This window comes from uncultured Sphingomonas sp., from assembly GCF_913062585.1.
GTDB lineage: Bacteria > Pseudomonadota > Alphaproteobacteria > Sphingomonadales > Sphingomonadaceae > Sphingomonas.
On record NZ_CAJXWX010000010.1, the window covers coordinates 24,778 to 42,603 of the forward strand.

Annotated in this window: 12 protein-coding genes; 2 read left to right on the forward strand and 10 right to left on the reverse strand. The window is 68.8% G+C overall.

Annotated features, from left to right (window positions below):
* Window positions 1-206: 206 nt before the first annotated feature.
* The 3 genes from secA to QZ546_RS08600 form a co-directional block, all read right to left on the reverse strand.
* Entirely contained in the window at window positions 207-2,951 is a 2,745-nt protein-coding gene (gene secA, locus QZ546_RS08590) for a preprotein translocase subunit SecA (RefSeq protein ID WP_294236178.1), read from the reverse strand.
* A gap of 109 nt (window positions 2,952-3,060) precedes the next feature.
* Entirely contained in the window at window positions 3,061-3,321 is a 261-nt protein-coding gene (locus tag QZ546_RS08595; protein WP_294236179.1) for a hypothetical protein, read from the reverse strand.
* A 56-nt stretch (window positions 3,322-3,377) separates the two neighbouring features.
* Window positions 3,378-4,220 (reverse strand): energy transducer TonB, encoded by an 843-nt coding sequence (locus tag QZ546_RS08600; protein ID WP_294236180.1) that lies wholly within the window; start codon window positions 4,218-4,220, stop codon window positions 3,378-3,380.
* A 79-nt stretch (window positions 4,221-4,299) separates the two neighbouring features.
* On the opposite strand from QZ546_RS08600, the gene argJ reads away from it, so the two are divergent.
* Complete coding sequence (gene argJ, locus QZ546_RS08605) at window positions 4,300-5,526, forward strand: bifunctional glutamate N-acetyltransferase/amino-acid acetyltransferase ArgJ (protein WP_294236181.1); 1,227 nt, start codon at window positions 4,300-4,302, stop codon at window positions 5,524-5,526.
* A 5-nt stretch (window positions 5,527-5,531) separates the two neighbouring features.
* The gene (locus QZ546_RS08610; protein ID WP_294236182.1) at window positions 5,532-6,143 is read left to right on the forward strand and encodes a glutathione S-transferase family protein; all 612 of its coding nucleotides are present in this window, start codon (window positions 5,532-5,534) and stop codon (window positions 6,141-6,143) included.
* A gap of 219 nt (window positions 6,144-6,362) precedes the next feature.
* Here QZ546_RS08610 and trxA read toward each other — a convergent pair whose 3' ends face one another.
* The 7 genes from trxA to QZ546_RS08645 form a co-directional block, all read right to left on the reverse strand.
* Entirely contained in the window at window positions 6,363-6,683 is a 321-nt protein-coding gene (gene trxA / locus QZ546_RS08615; protein WP_007404159.1) for a thioredoxin, read from the reverse strand.
* 52 nt (window positions 6,684-6,735) lie between these two features.
* On the reverse strand, window positions 6,736-10,191 hold the full coding sequence (addA, locus tag QZ546_RS08620; RefSeq protein ID WP_294236183.1) for a double-strand break repair helicase AddA: 3,456 nt from the start codon (window positions 10,189-10,191) through the stop codon (window positions 6,736-6,738).
* Between the two features lie 138 nt (window positions 10,192-10,329).
* The gene (gene addB, locus QZ546_RS08625; protein ID WP_294236184.1) at window positions 10,330-13,284 is read right to left on the reverse strand and encodes a double-strand break repair protein AddB; all 2,955 of its coding nucleotides are present in this window, start codon (window positions 13,282-13,284) and stop codon (window positions 10,330-10,332) included.
* Complete coding sequence (locus QZ546_RS08630; RefSeq protein WP_294236185.1) at window positions 13,277-14,032, reverse strand: nucleotidyltransferase family protein; 756 nt, start codon at window positions 14,030-14,032, stop codon at window positions 13,277-13,279. The genes addB and QZ546_RS08630 overlap by 8 nt, the downstream gene beginning before the upstream one ends.
* Entirely contained in the window at window positions 14,029-14,997 is a 969-nt protein-coding gene (locus QZ546_RS08635) for a phosphotransferase (protein ID WP_294236307.1), read from the reverse strand. The genes QZ546_RS08630 and QZ546_RS08635 overlap by 4 nt, the downstream gene beginning before the upstream one ends.
* Entirely contained in the window at window positions 14,994-15,440 is a 447-nt protein-coding gene (gene tsaE, locus QZ546_RS08640; RefSeq protein ID WP_294236186.1) for a tRNA (adenosine(37)-N6)-threonylcarbamoyltransferase complex ATPase subunit type 1 TsaE, read from the reverse strand. The genes QZ546_RS08635 and tsaE overlap by 4 nt, the downstream gene beginning before the upstream one ends.
* Complete coding sequence (locus tag QZ546_RS08645) at window positions 15,437-17,824, reverse strand: PAS domain-containing sensor histidine kinase (protein ID WP_294236187.1); 2,388 nt, start codon at window positions 17,822-17,824, stop codon at window positions 15,437-15,439. The genes tsaE and QZ546_RS08645 overlap by 4 nt, the downstream gene beginning before the upstream one ends.
* Between the last annotated feature and the right edge of the window lie 2 nt (window positions 17,825-17,826).

The window sequence follows — 17,826 nt, forward strand, 5'->3', positions numbered from 1 at the left end:
GATGGAGGATCGCGCCACTTGGCTGAACGGAGGCTGTCTATTCCTCCCCTGCAAGGGGAGATGGCGACGGCGGGGTGTCCATGCTCGTCGGAGCGCCCCTCCACCACCGCTTCGCGGCGGTCCCCCTCCCCATCGGAGATGGGGAGGAATGAAAAGGGCGGCGAACCGAAGCCCGCCGCCCTCCTATCCTGCCTATTCCAAAACGATCAGGCCGTCACCGCCCCGTGGCAATGCTTGTACTTCAGCCCCGAGCCGCAGGGGCACGGCGCGTTGCGGTTGACGCGGCCTTCCCACTGGGCGGGATCGGTGCCCAGGTCCATGCCCTCGGGCTGGGGGATCTGCATCGGCGGCATCTGCGGCTGGAGCAGCCCACGCGCGGCGGCATCCCAGTCGTTCGTATTGTCCTCGCCGGTGAACGGATCGAAGTGCGAGGTGATGAAGTCCGGCAGCGGCGGCAGCTCCGGCGGCGCCTGGATCTGGAACTGGGCATAGGCGATGGTGCGCGTCACATCCTCGCGGATATTGTCGAGCATCCGCTGGAACAGCGAAAACGCCTCGTGCTTATATTCGTTGATCGGTGTCTTCTGCGCATAGGCGCGCAGGTGGACGACCTGGCGCAGCGCGTCGAGCGTCGCCAGATGCTCCTTCCAGTGATGGTCGAGATTCTGGAGCAGGATCGACTTTTCGACGCTGGTCCAGGTATCGGGCTCCAGCTCCTTGGCCTTGGCCTCGACCGCTGCATCGGCCTCGGCGTTCACACGCTCCAGCACGATTTCGGCGTCGATCGCTTCCTCGGTCAGCCAGTCGTCGACCGGCGGCTCCAGGTTCAGCAGGTCCTTCAGCTGCTGCTTCATGCCCGCCACATCCCATTGCTCGGGATAGCTATTAGGCGGGCAGGCGGCGCCGACGATCGCGTTCACGGTTTCGGCACGCATGTCGGCGACGACATCGCCCACCGTCTCGGCATCCATGATGTCGGCGCGCTGTTCGTAGATGACCTTGCGCTGGTCGTTCATCACGTCATCATATTCGACGACCTGCTTGCGGATGTCGTAGTTGCGCGCCTCGACCTTCTTCTGCGCGGTCTCGATCGCCTTGGTCAGCCACTTGCTGCCGATCGCCTCGCCATCCTCGATATTGTTGCGCATCATCTTGGCGAACAGCGTGTCCGGGCCGAAGATACGCAGCAGATCGTCGTCGAGGCTGAGGTAGAAGCGCGACAGGCCCGGATCGCCCTGACGCCCCGAACGGCCGCGCAGCTGGTTGTCGATGCGGCGGCTCTCGTGCCGCTCGGTGCCGAGCACGAACAGGCCGCCCGCCTCCAGCACTTTCTGCTTTTCGGCGATGATCTCGGCGCGGATGCGAGTCGCCGCTTCCTCATATTCGGGCGTGCCCTCGACCAGCTCGGGATGCTCGTCGAGCATACGGAATTCGAGGTTGCCGCCCAGCTGAATGTCCGTGCCGCGACCCGCCATGTTGGTCGCGATCGTCACCGCGCTCAACCGCCCCGCCTGCGCCACGATATGCGCCTCCATCTCGTGATAGCGCGCGTTCAGCACCTTGTGCGGCACGGCTTCCTGGGTGAGGAATTCGCTGAGCAGTTCGGACTTTTCGATCGACACGGTGCCGACCAGCACCGGCTGCCCCTTGGCGGCATGGTCGCGGATCTTCTTGGCGATCGCCAGGAACTTGTCCTGGGTGTTCTTGTAGAACTCATCCTCCTCATCGACGCGCGCGATCGGCAGGTTGGTCGGGATGGTGACGACGTTGATCTTGTAGATGTCGTAAAATTCGCCCGCCTCGGTCGCGGCGGTGCCGGTCATGCCCGAAATCTTCGGGTACATGCGGAAATAATTCTGGAAGGTGATCGAGGCCATGGTCTGGTTCTCGGGCTCGATATTGACGCCCTCCTTCGCCTCGACCGCCTGGTGCAGACCTTCCGACCAGCGACGCCCGTCCATCATGCGGCCGGTGAACTCGTCGATGATGATGACCTTGCCGTCCTTCACGATGTAATCGGTGTCGCGCTTGAACATCATGTTCGCACGCAGCGCCTGGTTCAGATGGTGGACGACCTGGGTATTCTCGAAATCGTAGAGATTCTCGCCCTGGAGCAGCCCGGCCGCCTCCAACAGGCGCTCGGCGCGCTCGGTGCCGTCCTCGGTCAGGATGATCGACTTCTGCTTCTCGTCCTTCTCGTAATCGTCGGCGGTCAGCTGCTTCACGATCGCATCGACGCCGATATACAGCTCCGACTTGTCGTCGGTGGGCCCCGAGATGATCAGCGGCGTGCGAGCCTCGTCGATCAGGATCGAGTCGACCTCGTCGACGATCGCGTAGTGGAAGGGGCGCTGCACCATCGACGAGCGCTCATACTTCATATTGTCGCGCAAATAGTCGAAGCCGAACTCGTTGTTCGTGCCATAGGTGATATCGGCCTCATAGGCCGCACGACGCTGCGCATCGTCCAGATTGGGGATGATGGTGCCGGTCGTCATGCCCAGGAAGCCATAGATTCGGCCCATCGTCGCCGCATCGCGGCTGGCGAGATAGTCGTTGACGGTGACGACGTGCACGCCCTTGCCGGGCAGTGCGTTCAGATAGGTGGCGAGCGTCGCGACCAGCGTCTTGCCCTCGCCCGTGCGCATCTCGGCGATCTCGCCCCGATGCAGCACGATACCGCCGATCATCTGCACGTCATAGTGACGCTGGCCCAGCACGCGCTTGGCCGCCTCGCGCACGGTGGCGAAGGCCTCGGGCAGCAGGCTGTCGAGCGTCGCGCCCTGGTCCAGCTGCTCGCGGAACTTGACCGTTTGCGCGGCGAGCTGCGCGTCGGTCATCGCCTCCATCTGCGCCTCGAAATCGGCGATCTTGGCGATCATGGGCTTGAGCGACTTGACGTAACGGTCGTTGGACGAACCGAACAGGGACTTGGCGAGGCCGCCGAACATAAGCGATTTCCTGACTGAAATATCGTGAGATGGGCGCAGCGCCGCAAAACGGCCGGGCGCGCGCGACTGCCATGGCAGGGAAGGAGGTCGGCCGAAGCCGACACCGGGGCTATTCGCGCCGACGGCCCATGAAGATCGCGGCGACGGGCCGGGGCGTGGTCGCCCGGAACGCACCCGTCAGCCGAATGCTATCGACCAGCGTGGCAAGCGCCTGCACCGGTCGGGTCGCGGCGCGGGCGACAGCGGCCTGCTTGGCGGCCGTCACGATGCAACGCTCGGCAACGACCCCGCGCGCTTCCTGCCCACGCGCGCTCGCACCCACGCCGGTCAGCGCGGACAAAAGAGCGGAAAGGAGCAGAAGCAGGTTCATGCGAGACTTGTCTTAGGCAGATACGCGCGGCGCGTCCATCCGTTGCATCACCACCTTCAGGGGCGGGGCGGCAGGATCTGATAGGCAATCTGAACATAGTCATAACCCGATTTGGGCATGTTCGGTTCGATCGCGAAAAGCTGATCGCGCTGACAGAGTGTCGGGATATGCTCTGTATCGACTGGCCCCACGCTGACCGTCCATCGGCAATCCACCGCCTTGCCGGTCGCGTCGATCGTGAAATCGACCCGAAATCGCTGGAGGACGGTCATGTCTTTCGGGATCGGGCCGCTGAGCAACGGCCCGTCGCCAAAGATGCGTTCGGCGATGGCGAAGTAACGGAAGCGCGGCGGCGTGGTCGCCCCGCTGCGTTGCATAACCGCCGCCTGCAGACCTTCAGTCGATGACGGGCAAGGTGGATTGGTGACCGCGAAATTGACCGGCAGCGTGTGAACCTGGCACTCGGTCGGATGGCCATCGACATCGACGATCATCTCGGAAAGGGTCGCCCCCGAATGGGCGACTTCCGTCCCATTGGGGGCATCTTCGGGAATCTGCCACCGGATACGCAATGTATGATGACTGGCAACCGCCCTGCCGCCGCGATCCCTGGCAGCGCGGAACAATCCTGGCGTGGAAACGACGATGTGACAGGTCTGTTCGTCCAGCGAAGCCGATGCGGATTGGCTGATCGTGCAGCCGGTCACGCGACCTTGGGCGTCAACGGTGAGGTCGGCGATTACCAGCCCCTCTTCATGCGCACGCTGGGCCGCCGGCGGATAATTATCCGGGCCGAACGCCGCCGCCATGTCACCGACGATTTCAGGCTTGGGCAGCTTCTCGACCTGCACCGGCGTTCGCAGCTCCATCGCCATCTGCCCGAGCGCCAGCATCGTCATATTGATTCCCCCACCAAAATCGGCGACCTCACCATCAACCCGTTGCAGCGCGCGCGCGCAAGCGGCAAAGCATCGCCCCATGAGCACCGCCACCTCGCCCCTCGCCCAGCCCTTTCCCGCTTTGCCCGCGATCGACGGCGTGACGCTGCGCGTCGCCCGCGCGCAGTATAAGAAATGGGACCGCTGCGACCTGACCTTCGTGACGCTGCCCGAAGGGACCAGCGTGGCGGGCGTGTTGACCACCAGCAAATGCCCGTCGCCGGAAGTGGAATGGTGCCGCAAGGCGCTGGTCCTGGGTCAGGCCCGCGCGCTGGTCGTCAATGCGGGCAACTCGAACGCCTTTACCGGCCACCGGGGCCGCGCCGCCGTCGAGGCGATCGCCGCGCGCACCGCCGCGGCGATGGACTGCCAGCCTTCGGACGTGTTCGTCGCGTCGACGGGCGTGATCGGCGTGCCGCTGCCCATCGACAAGGCCGAGGCAGGCTTGGACGCCGCCTTCACCGCCGCACCCTGCGGCTGGGAAGACGCCGCCGCGACGATCATGACCACCGACACCTTCGCCAAGGGCGCGACCACCACCGCCGTGGTCGATGGTCGCACGGTGACGCTGGCCGGGATCATCAAGGGATCGGGCATGATCGCGCCCGACATGGCGACGATGCTGGGCTTCATCTTCACCGATGCCGCCGTGTCGCCCGAGTTCCTCCAGTCCGCGCTGAGCGCCGCCAATGGCCGCAGCTTTTCGTGCATCACGGTCGACGGCGACACCTCGACCAGCGACACCGTCCTCGCCTTCGCGACGGGCAAGGCGGGCAATGCGCCGCTGACCGATGACGAGAGCGACGGGTCCGATGCCTTCCGCGCAGCGCTCGCCGATCTGTGTCACCAGCTTGCCCTGCTGGTCGTCCGCGATGGCGAAGGCGCGAGCAAGCTGATCGGGATCCGGGTCGAGGGCGCCGAGAGCGACCGTTCGGCGCACCGTATCGCCATGTCGATCGCCAACTCGCCGCTGGTGAAGACCGCCATCGCGGGCGAGGACGCCAATTGGGGCCGCGTCGTCATGGCGGTCGGCAAGGCGGGCGAACCGGCCGAGCGCGACAAGCTGTCGATCCGCTTCGGCGAGACGTTGGTGGCGAAGGAAGGCCTGGCGGTCGAAGGCTATGACGAAGCCCCCGTCGCCGCGCATCTGAAGGGACAGGAGATCGCGGTCGGCGTCGACCTGGGCCTGGGCGAGGGCGTCGCGACGGTTTGGACCTGCGACCTGACGCACGGCTATATCTCGATCAACGCCGACTATCGGAGCTGAGGCCGATGCTGACCATCTGGGGCCGGATCAACTCGCACAACGTCAAGAAGGTCGTCTGGCTGGCCGAGGAAATGCGGCTGGCCTATGACCGGCGCGATGTCGGCGGACCGTTCGGGATGGATGCGGCGTACCGGGCGCTAAACCCCAATGCGCTGATCCCGACGATCGAGGATGACGGCTTTGTCCTGTGGGAGTCGAACGCCATCCTGCGCTATCTGGCGGCGAACCATGGCGGCGAGGCTTTCTATCGGGTCGAGCCGAAGGCCCGCGCCTCCGCCGAGCGGTGGATGGACTGGGGCTTCACCTGGGCCGATGCGATCCGGCCGATCTTCTTCCAGATGGTCCGCACGGCCCCCGACGCGCGCGACATCGCGCTGATCGAGCGGAGCGTGGCGCGGGCGGCGGGGCTGTCGGCGATCCTGGACGATGTTCTGGGGCGGCAGGAATGGCTGTCGGGAGATTCGTACGGGATCGGGGATATTCCGGTCGCGGCCTATGCGAATACGTGGTTCCAGCTGCCGGTCGAGCGGCCTTCGCGGCCTAATCTGGAGCGCTGGTATGCAGCGTTGCAGGACCGTGCGCCGTTTCGCGATGTGGTGATGATCCCGCTGAGTTGATCGGCGGCGAGCGGTGGTCTCGGTGAGACCCCAGGCCCTCCCCCATCCCCTCCCGCTTGCGGAAGGGGCGTGCCTTCCGAGACGCGCCGGACAAAAAAGCCCCTCCCGCAGACGGGAGGGGTTTGGGGAGGGGAGTGCCGCGAGCTTAGGTCTCGGTGAGACTTCCTACCCTCCCCCATCCCCTCCCGCCTGCGGGAGGGGCGTGCTTCCTCGAAAAGCTTACAGCGCGCCTTCCAGCCACGCCTTGATCCGGCCCTTGGGCTCGGCGCCGACCTTGGTCGCCGCCGCCGCGCCGCCCTTGAACAGGATCATCGTCGGGATGCCACGCACGCCATAACGGCCGGGCGCGTCGGGATTATCGTCGATGTTCAGCTTGGCGATCGTCACCTGCTCGCCCAGTTCCTCGGACAGTTCCTCCAGCGACGGGCCGATCATCTTGCACGGTCCGCACCATTCAGCCCAGAAATCGACCAGCACCGGCTTGTCGGAGTTCAGGACGTCCGCCTCGAAGCTGGCGTCGGTGATCTGCTTGGTTGCCATAGTCTCAATACTCCTTGGATTGTCATCCATCTAGGATGCGGGCGACGGTCGCTCAACCTCCCAGCGCCAAGCTTTGCTCCCGATCGCGATAGCCGGGCTTGTGCGCGGCCAGCAACGCGTCGGGCACGGTGATGAGGCGTGGCCCCGCCGTGTAGAGCAGCGCCACCGACACCCGCCGCCCGGGAAAGATGACCTCCAGCGCGGCGGCATAGCCCGCCATCTGCGCCAGGTGGAACGCCGGCACATCGTCGATCCCGCCAGGCGCGCGCCGCCCGGTCTTATAGTCGATCAGCCGCACCTCCTCCGCACCGATCAGCAGCCGGTCGACCCGCCCCGACACGACCAAGCCATTGGCCAGCGTGGCCGCGATCGGCGCCTCGGCCAGCGATCCGGGCCCGAAGAGCGGCGCATAGGCCGGATCGTCGAGGATCGCGAAGACCGCCGCCGTAACATCGGCGCGTAGGGCCGCATCCGTGACCCCCGCCGCCTGGACCAGCCAGCGCTCGGCCGCCTCTCGCCGCGTATCGGGCGCGACCGGCGGCAGGCGTTCGAGGAGACAGTGGATCAACCGCCCTCGCTCCGCCGCCGCGCGCATCGCGGGCGTGGGGGGCGGGTCGGCGACCATGTCCTCGCCCAGCTGCGACGGCGCGAGCGGACGGGGCGGGCGCGACTCCTGCGACGCAGGTTGATGGACCCAGTCGGGCAGCGCGACATGCTCGTGCGCATTTGCGACGGCCGCACCGGGGCGCGGCGCGACCGGCGCCTGCGGCATCCGCCCAAGGAACGTCCGCGACTGTCCGTCGCCCGGCTCGACCTCGGGCACGCCGAGCGCGGTCATTGCCCGCGCGCAGGTGGCGTACCAGCTGTGCATCGGCGGCACCCCCGCCGCCCGCTTGCCCAGCGCGCCCGCGACGACCAGCTGCTCCTCCGCCCGCGTCGCCGCGACGTAGAAGAGCCGCCAATGCTCGGCCAGCTCGCGCGCGGCGATCTCGGCCGCGACGGCATCGAGCGGCCCGCCCCGCTCCTCGGCACGCGGCGGGAAGACCGGGATCGGCAACGCACCCGGCTCGGGCGTCCAGCGCAGGATCGGCCGTGGGCTCGCGGTCGGATCGGCGGTCGCGTCAGCCAGGATGACCAAAGGCGCCTGCAGCCCCTTCGATCCATGCGCGGTCATCACCCGCACCGCGTCGAGCGGCGCCGAGGGATCGCGCACGATCTCGACATCGCCGCGATCAAACCAGTCGAGGAAACGCTGGAGCGAGGGCGTCGTCGTACTCTCGAAGGTCAGCGCGGCGTTGAGCAGCTCCTCGATCGGATCGCGCGCCTCGGTACCCAGCCGCCGGATCAGCTTGCGCCGACCATCGAGCGGGCCCGACAGCAATTCCTCCAGAAACTGGTAGGGCGTCGAAACGTCGGCCCGCGCGAGCATCTGGCGAAGCGGGGCGAGGTCCTCAGGCGGCAGGGTCCGCGTCAGATGCGCCCAGAGCGATCCTCGCTCCCGGTGCCCCGCCGCCATCAACCGCTCCTGCGACCAGCCGATCAGCGGCGATACCAGCAGCGACGCCAGCGACAAATCATCCTCGGGCTGGAGTGCGAAGCGCACCGTAGCGAGCAGATCCTGCACCGCCAGCGGCGCGTTCAGCCGCAGCCGGTCGACGCCCGCCACCGGCACCCCCTCGGCATAAAGCCGCGCGACGATCAGCGAGGCGAGGTCGCCGCGCCTTTTGACCAGGATCATGATGTCCTGCGGCTCCAGACGACGGCCCTTGCTCTCCAGCATGGCGCCGTCGTCCAGCCAGCGACGGACCGCCCGCGCGATGTCGGTCGCGACCTTGCGCACCGCATCGTCGATCCAGCCTTCTTCGTCCTCGTCGCTGCCGCCAGCTACGACCGGCGGCCAGAGCGTGACGCGGCCGGGGCCCTTCACCTCGCTGGCATGGCGCTCGACCGCGTGGCCCATCCCCATGCCGGGCTCGCCCAACGCCTCGATCGCGGCGTCGACGAATTCCAGGATCGGCGTGGTCGAGCGGAAGCTGTGGGTCAGCGACAGCTGGTTGAACGGCAGGCCGCGCTCGTCCTCGGGCCAGTCGTCGTCGCCGGCAACCTCGTCGGCGCGGCGCGAGAAATGCAACTCGGCCGCCTGGAAGTTGATCGGATCGGTGCCCTGGAACCCGAAGATCGCCTGTTTGTGATCGCCGACCGTGAACAAAGTCCGCGTCGAGGGCGCATAGAGCCCGCGCCCGACAAAGAATTCGTCGGCCAGCGCACGGACGATCCGCCACTGATGCGCATTGGTGTCCTGCGCCTCGTCGATCAGGACATGCTCGGTCACCTGGTCGAGCTTGTAGCGGACCCATTCGCCGATGCCGGGCCGCTCCAGCAGCTCGACGGTGGTGCGGATCAGGTCGTCGAAATCCACCGCGCCGATCGCACGCTTGGACAGGGTATAGGCACGCGCATAGTCGCGCCCGACGGTCAGCGCGTCCGCGAGCAGATCGGCATGACGCGCCCGCGCCGCCAGGCCCAGCAGATAGCGGCACGCCTCGCCCAGCTCGCGCGCCATATCCTCATAATCGGGATCGGCGTCGGTCAGTTTCTTGGAGGCCTTGCGCGGCTCGCCCTTGGCGGTGAAGACCGTGCCCATCAGATCCTCAAGCAGGGCGACCCGCCCCGCCCGGTCGCTACCGATCCAGCGCTCGAGCGTCGCCGCCGCCTTGTCGCCGGTCGCTGTGCCCCAGGCACGGTTCGCGCCCGCCAGCCGGATGACGGCGTCCTCGTCGATGTCCTCGACCCCGTCCGCAATGGCCTCGTCGATGTCGCCCGAGGGCAGATCGAGCGCACGGCGCAGCCAGGGCTGGATGCCGGTGGGCAACGCCTCGAGCGCGCCGGGCGCGCGGGCGCAGGCGGCGAGAAACGCTTCCGCACCGCCCTCGCCCAGCCGCAGCGACAGCGCACCGACCGTCTCGACCGGGCCGACCCGGCCTTCGCGTTCGGCGGTCTCCAGCATCCGCGCCAACGCCTCGCGCGCCAGCACCGCCTCCTCGCGCGCTTCCAGCGGACGGAAGCCGGGGGCGAGCCCCGCCTCGACCGGGAAGGCCGCGAGCAGACCCTGGCAGAAGCCGTGGATGGTCTGGATGCGAAGCCCGCCGCCCGGCGCGTCAAGCACGCGGGCGAACAGCGTCCGCGCGCGGTCGCGCAAGGCAGGGGTCGGCGTCTCGCCCAGCGCCTTCAGGTCGCGGAACAGCTCGGTCTCGGGCATCCGCACCCAGGCGGCGAGGCGGCCGTTGATCCGCTGCGCCATCTCGGCGGCACCCGCCTTGGTGAAGGTCAGGCACAGGATCGCCTCGGGCGCGACGCCGCGTAGGAGGAGGCGGAACACGCGCGCGGCGAGCACCTGCGTCTTGCCGGTCCCCGCCGAGGCGGACAGCCAGACATGCGCCGCCGGATCGCTGGCGGCGGCCTGGTCGCCCTTCAGCGGGGGAAGGTTCGCCATGGGGCGGGCGCTCATGCGGCGTACTCCCGGCCACGGGAGTCCCGTGCGCTTCGACGTCGCTCAGCGCGAACGGCGGTAGGAACAAAGCCCCCGCTCCGTTCAGCCTGAGCGAAGTCGAAGGCCACGCCATCACGCACGAACGGAACCAAGGATTTACCGATCACGGCCATACCATTCATCCCGCCGCATCAGTTGGTCATATTCCGCATAGGGCGCATATTCGGGCACCAGCTTGGCAGTGAACGGCGCATCGCCGGTCAGCCATTGCCCTGCCGCATCCGCAAAGTTTGCCGCCGCAATGGACACGAACTCGTCGGTGCGGATCCGCTCGCGCTTCCCATCGGGGTCGACCGGCGTGGCGATATAGCCCAGCCCCTCGCGTCCGCGTCCCAGCGACCAATATTCGAAACCGCCCGCCTTGCCGGACACCCCCTCGAACCCGCCGCGCTCGGCGATCAGGCCGAGGAGACCCAGCTGCAAGCTGAAGCCCTCGCGCACCGCCGTCGTGGAGGGCGGCTTGCCGGTCTTATAGTCGATCACCACCAGCGCGCCGTCCGGCGCCTTGTCGATCCGGTCGAACCGGCCGCTCAGCGTCACGCCCGCCAGCTTGGCCTCGCCCTTGCCTTCCGCGCTCAGGACATGGCGGCCCTCCCCGGCCTTGACCGCGACCTCGGCGGCGATCCAGTCGATCGCCTCGATCAAACGGGGCTGCCACAGCGCGCGCATCATCGGATGGGTATTCTGGTCGCGCAGCATCGCCAGCGCACGGGGGCGCAGCGCATCGACGGCGCAGCGATCCTCCTTCCACCACATCTCCAGTATGTCGTGGACGGCGGTGCCGCGCCAGGCGGCGCTGGGGTCCGCATCGACCGGGTCGAGCGGCGAAAGGCGCAGCACGCGGCGGGCATAGAAGGCGTAAGGATCGGCCTTCAGCCGGTCGACTTCCGTCACCGAGATCGCAGTGGGGCGCAGGGCGGCGGGGGGCTTGGGCGCGGGTCGGTCAGCCGGAATATAGTCCTCCGGCTTATCCAGTTCGACCGCCCAGGCCGCGAGACTGGGATGCGCCTCGAACCGCTCGCCCGCCATCGCCTGAAGCCGCAACCAGAAGCGCGACGCCAGGGTCGGCCCGCTCGCATCGCGGCGTGCTCGGGTCAGGATCGCGCGCGGCGCGCCCATCGCCTGCGCCAGATCATGCGCGGCGATGCCGATCCGCTGCTCCAGCCCCACCAGCCCCAGCAAGGAACGGATGCGAGGTGCCAGCCAGGGGTCAGGCGCGGGCCGCCCCGGCCAGACGCCTTCGTTCAAGCCGCCCGCGATCATCAGGTCGGCGGTCTGGAGACGCGCTTCGATCGGGCCGTAAATGGCGAGGCGGGGATGCTGGCCTTCGCGCGGGATGGCGCGGATGGCGATCTCGTCGAACAGGCTGCGCATCAGCGCGGGCAACTCGGCCGGGTCGACGCGGGCGGGACCGTGATCGGCCTCTTCCTCATAACCCGCCAGGAATTCCGCCGCCGCGCGCCCCTGCGGCCCGGTCCATAGCGCATCGCCGCACAGTGTCTGCCCGCATTCGCGCAGACAGGCGAGCAGGCCCCGCAAACTCTGCGGCCCGTCGCCAAAGGTCCGCCCCACCGCCTCCAGCATCGGCGCGGCCTTGGCCCAGAAGGCCGACGCGGTCGGCTTGTCGGCGAGATGCGCGGCGATTCCGTCCAGCCCCGGCGCCGGACGCGGCCCCCGCAGCGCCCGGTCGAGCGCGCGAACCCCGTCGAGCCATTCCACCCGCTCCATCTCGCCCCGGATCAGCGGATGCTTGAGCAGCGCAAGCAGCGGCAACGGCGCGAAATGCTGCGCCGCCGCCTCGGCCAGTTGGAGGAGGAAGGTGCCGGGCAACAGGATCGACAGCGGCCGTCCCGCCGTGTCGTCGATCAGGATATTCCAGCGCCGACAATGCGCCGCCACTCGCCGCGCCAGCGCGCGGTCGGGGGTGACGAGCGCAGCGGTGCGGCCCGGCTCCTCGATCGCCTCGCGCAGCGCCAGCGCGATGGCCTGCGCCTCTTCGGCGGGTGTGGCGAGTTCGAGGGTCGAGACGCCCGACAGCCGCCGGTCCTCGGCGGGCAGGTCGGTCCATTTGCCAGTGAAGTCGGCGGGCGCCATGGCATTGGCGATCGCCCGCCCGCGCGCCGCGCCCGCATCATAATCGCCGCCGCCGCGCCACACCGTCACCTCGTCGCGACCGACGCCCATACGGTCGAGCAACAGCTTCAGTGCATATTGGGGATGGGTCTCGATCGCGCGACGAGTGCGGCCCGTATCCGGATCGGGCTTATGGGGGCCGAGCGCGTCCCATTCCGCGTCCGGCATGGTCAGGTCCAGCCCGGCGAACACCACCGAGCCGCCCGGCATCTCCGACACGCAGCGCAGCAGCCGCGCGACCGCGGGCGCGGTATCGGTGACGCCCGCCGCGCAGACGAACCCGGCGGGCTGCGCCTGGGCCCAGCGCTTCGCGGTCCGGTCGAGCAGCAGGGTACGCCGCTTCGCCGCGTCGATCCGCCCCATCCGCGCCAGCACGGCGGGCCAGCGGTCGAGCACGACCGAGAAGGTCGCCAGCGCCGACTGCCAATGCTCGGTCAGGTCCGGCCCCAGGTCGAGTGCGGCGAGTGCGGCCGGATCGACCTCCTCGACCAGCATCTGGTCGAGCGTGCGGGCGAGGTCGCCCGCCAACCGCACCGCTTCGGCCGCCGTCACCGGCTGTCCGGCGCGCTGTCGTTCCTGCTCGACCAGCCGCGCCAGGATCATCCGGCGCGCCGACGGCGCGATGGCGGGCGGCGGGGGCGCGTCGGCATCGGCGGGATCGAGCGCGGAACCCGCCGCCTCGCCCAGTTCGGGATCGCCCAGCGCCACCATACGCGGCAGGATCAGGCCGCCGCCGCTCGCGCGCACAAAGGCCTCGGTCACCGCACGGACACCGCGATTGGTCGGCAGCAGGATCATCCCCTGCGCCAGCGTCAGCGGATCGCCGCCAGCGCGCCGCATCAGCCCGGCGACCAGCGCATCGGCGAAACCGCGATGCGCCGGGATGGTGTGCAGTCGGGGCCGACGCAGCTCAGCCATCCGCGAGGATCAGCTCCGTCTGCGGAATGGCGCGCGGCGTGCCGACGTCGAACCACAGGCCCTGGTGCACCTGGCCATAAGCGCGTCCCGCTTGGATCGCACGGTCCCAGAACAGGTTGGTCGAAAAGGCACCCTCGGGCGCATCGGCGATCAGGCGCGGATGCAATATCTGGATGCCGGTATAGGAAAAGGGCGCGACTCGGCCGCGCTGACGCCGGGCGGTGATCCGTCCATCGGGGCCGAGATGGAAATCCCCCCGCCCCTGATGGTTATGCGCACGCGCCAGCGGCACCATCAGCAGCAGCGCATCCATGACGCCCGCGTCCCAGCGCGAGGCGAGCAGGCGGATCGCATCGACCGGGCCGTCGATCCACAGATTGTCGCTGTTCACCACCAGGATCGGATCGTCGCCCAGCAAGGGCTTGGCCTTCACCAGACCACCGCCGGTTTCCAGCAGCTGGTCCCGCTCGTCGGAGATGATGACCTCGATCCCCGGAAAGCGGTCCTTCAAATGCGCTTCCAGCTGGTCGGCGAGATAATGGACATTCACCACCGCCCGCTCGACGCCCGCCGCGACCAGCCGGTCGAAGACATGGTCGATCAGCGGCTTGCCCGCCACCGATACCAGCGGCTTGGGGCGCGTCGCGGTCAGCGGGCGCATCCGCTTGCCGATGCCCGCCGCCATCACCATCGCGGTGCGCGGGACCTGGCCCGAGGGGGTCGGGCGGAGCGAGAGCTGGCGGGTCATCGAGACAGCACCTTCGGATCGCCGCGCAGTTCGGGCGGCACATTGTCGTCGAACCAGGCCGCGACCGGCGCCAGCACCGGCTGCGACAGGTCGCGCTCCAGATAGGCCCAGACGCGCGGACAGAGCGCAGCGTAACGCGGCTTGCCGTCGCGCTTCCACAGCCGGGTGAAGATGCCCAGGATCTTCGCGTTCCGCTGCGCGCCCAGCACATGATAGGCGTTCAGGAAGGCGTCGCCCTCGCCCGTCGCGGCCAGATAGCGCGCCAGCATCGCCTGCTCGATCGAGGGCTCGACATCGCGCCGCGCGTCCTGAAGCAGCGAGACGAGGTCATAGGCGGCGTGCCCCGCCAGCGCATCCTGGAAGTCGAGCAGGCCGAGCGTCCGCATCGGCCCGACCAGCATCAGATTCTCGACATGATAGTCCCGCAGCACGGTGACGGGATTGTCGGCGATGGCATGGGCGAACACCCGGTCCCAAGCGGCGCGATAGCCCTCGACATCGACGTCCAGTCCGACGGCGGGCGTGTACCATTCGGGGAACAGCCCGGCCTCGCGATGGAGGACGGCGGCGTCATAGGGGGCCAGGCCCTCGGGCGCATGGCCACGCAGGGCCGCCAGCAGGTCGACCGCGTCGCCATAGAGCTTCGCCGTCGCATCGGGATCGGCCTCGATCGCCTCGCGCATCCGGTCGTCGCCGAAATCCTCGATCAGGACCAGCCCGCGCACCTCGTCCGCGCCCAGGATGGCGGGCGCGGCAAAGCCCCGGCCGACCAGCCAGCGCGCGATCGCGATGAAGGGACGCGGGTCCTCATGCGGCGGCGGCGCATCCATCAGGACGGCGCTGCGCCCCCGAAGCGTCACCCGGAAATAGCGGCGGAACGAAGCATCACCGGCAAGCGGGGCGATCACCGCCCCCTCCCATCCCAGCGTCGTCAGAAAGGCGGCGGCATCCGCCGGCGGGGTCATATCGGCCATCGGCCTTCCCAGCCCGAGGGCACCTGCGCTGTCAAGATACGTCCGCCGTCCGGATCCATCTCCAGGGTCAACGCCAGCGCCTGGGGCCAGGCCCCCGCACCCGCCCGGTCGGGCCATTCGACGATCAACGCGGAGTCCCACAAGGCCTCGTCCAGGCCGAGTTCGTCCATCTGCTCGGGCCCGTCGAGCCGGTAGAGATCGACATGCAGCACCGGGATCGCCGTCTCGGGCGGGGCATAGGGCTGGACGATCGCGAAGCTGGGGGACGGCGCTTCGCCGGGCAGGCCGAGTGCGGCGAGCAGCCCGCGTGCCAGGCTCGTTTTCCCTGCGCCCAGCGTGCCGGTCAGCGTCACCACGTCGCCCGGTCGGACATACGCGGCCAGGCGGCGGCCGAATTCCTCGGTGGCGGCGGCATCGGCCAGCCGGATCGTCATGACTTGTCCTTTTCCGCGACGCGCCGAGGCAGTTCGACCGTCACCAGCGTCCCCGCGCCCGGTTCGGACAATAGGGTGACAGTGCCGCCATGCGCCTCGACAAATTGTTTGGCCAGCGGCAACCCCAGGCCGAGCGCCCGCTCGCCGGTCGCCATGATCCCCGGCTCGGCGAACCGGTCGAAGGCGCGGGCGACCGCCTGTTCGTCCATGCCCTGCCCGTCATCGGACACGATGATCCGCGCCCGTGCCGAATCGCCGTCCGCATGGAGCAGGATACGCCCGCCCTCCGGCGTCTGTTCGACCGCGTGGCGCAGCAGATGCTCGATCACTTCCTGCAAGCGGCGACGGTCGCCGGTGACGCGGCCCAGCGAACGCTGGATCTCGACCGCGAAGTCGAGCTTGCGCCGTCCCGCGATCGGCCGGATCGTATCCGCCGCCGCGCGCGCGACACGCGCGAGTTCGACATCCTCACGCGCGATTTCCGCGTCCACCTGGCTCCGGGTCAGGTCGAGCACATCGTCGACCAGCAGCCCCAGCCGCTCGGTCGATTCGAGGATCGCTTCGACATAGCCGGTCGCGGTGTCGGGCAGCGGCCCGGCAAAGCCGCCATGCAGCATCTCGGCAAAGCCGCTGATCGAGGTCAGCGGGGTGCGCAGCTCATAGCTCATATTGGCGACGAAGGCGGTCTTGACCTTGTCCGCCGCCTCCAGCGCATCGGCGCGGTCGCGCAGCGCCTGCTCGGCCCGCCGGCTGTCGGTGATGTCGAGCAGGGTGAACAGCGCATTGCCATCGGGCAGCGGCACGCCCGCAAATTCGAAATGGCGCCCATCGGCAAAGGCCACACGCCCACCGCGCTGTTGCCGTTCCAGCGTGGCGGAGCGGACCAGGTCGACGATCAGGCCCGACCGCCCCGGCGTCGCGAGCTTTCCGGCGATCCGCTCGGCGAACGCGTCGACGCGCGGATGGCTGGACAGGAACTCCTCCTCCAGCCCCCAGAGCGCCCGGAAACGGTTGTTCCACAACTGCAGCCGGCCGTCGGCGGCGAAGACGCCCAGCGCCTCGAACAGATTGTCGAAGGTGGCGGTGCGGACCCGCAGCAGCGTGTCGCGCGCGGAGGCGAGTTGCACCTCCTCGGTCCGATCCTCGAAGATCAGCAGCAGCCCGCCGTCGGGCAAGGGCTGCGCCACGACGCGCAGGTGCGTGCCGCCGGGCAGATGCCATGCCTCCTCGATGCCGCCGCCCGCCTGGCGGAACCACTCGATCCGCTCGGCCTTCCAGCCGGGGAAGTCGCGGACCTCCGGGCTGCGATTGGCTTCGCGCATCCGCTCCAGGATACGGTCGAATTCGGGGTGATCGGCCAGCCATTCGGTGCGCATCGCGAACATGCGCCGGAACGGCTGGTTGCAGAAGACGAGCCCGCGATCGGGGCCGAAATGGGCGACCGCCGCCGACAGCCGGTCGAGCATCGCGCGCTGCGCCTCGGCAAAGCGCTTGGCGCCTGCGCGCGACTGTTCCAGATCCTCGATATCGACCGCGAAGCCCGCAATGCCCCCCGTCGGCAAAGGCACGTCATAGATGCGCAGCGCCCGCCGCGCGCCGTCGATGGTGGCGGGCAGCACCTGCTCGTGCGGGCGTCCCTGATCGCGCGCCGCCGCCGCGCCCGCCAGCGGCCCGCCGCGCCCCGATCCCTCGACCAGTTCCAGTCCGCGCCCGACCACGTCCGACGCATCGCGCCCCTCGACCGCCTCGACATAGGCGGTGTTGACCATGGCGAGGCGCAGATCGGCGCCGCGATACCACATGGGCAAAGGCGCGGCCTCGATCAGGCCGGTCAGCGCCTGGAACGCATCGCTCAGCCGCCGCGCCTCGGCATCCAGCCGGGTGATCTCGTCCTGCGCCTCGGTCATGTCGAAGACCCAGATCACGACCTCGCCCGCCGCGCCCTGATCGGCGGGGGCCCGTGCGCCGTCGAACAACAGGGTCCGTGGCGAACCCTGGGGCCGGACGATCCGGCGGAAGCGGCGTCCGGTCTTCTGCGCGGCGTTGAGATCGGCGGCCAGCAACGCGCTATCCTCCGCGCCCAGCCCCGCATCGTCGCTCGACAATTCCTCCAGGAAACGCGCCGCGTCGACCAGCCCCAGCCAGTCGGCGAGGCGAGCGGGCATATCCACCCGGCCATCGGTGCGGATCACCATGGCCTGCGCCGGGCCGGCCCGCAGCAGCGCGTCGAGCCGATCGCGCTCCGATCGCACGGACGAGGCGTCCGCACGCGCCCGAATACCCAGGAACAGCAACACCATGCCCAGGACGATCAGGCCACACGCGCCTGCGCCCAGCAGAACCGCCTCGACGCTACCGATCGTGATCGTCCGGGACAGGATCATCG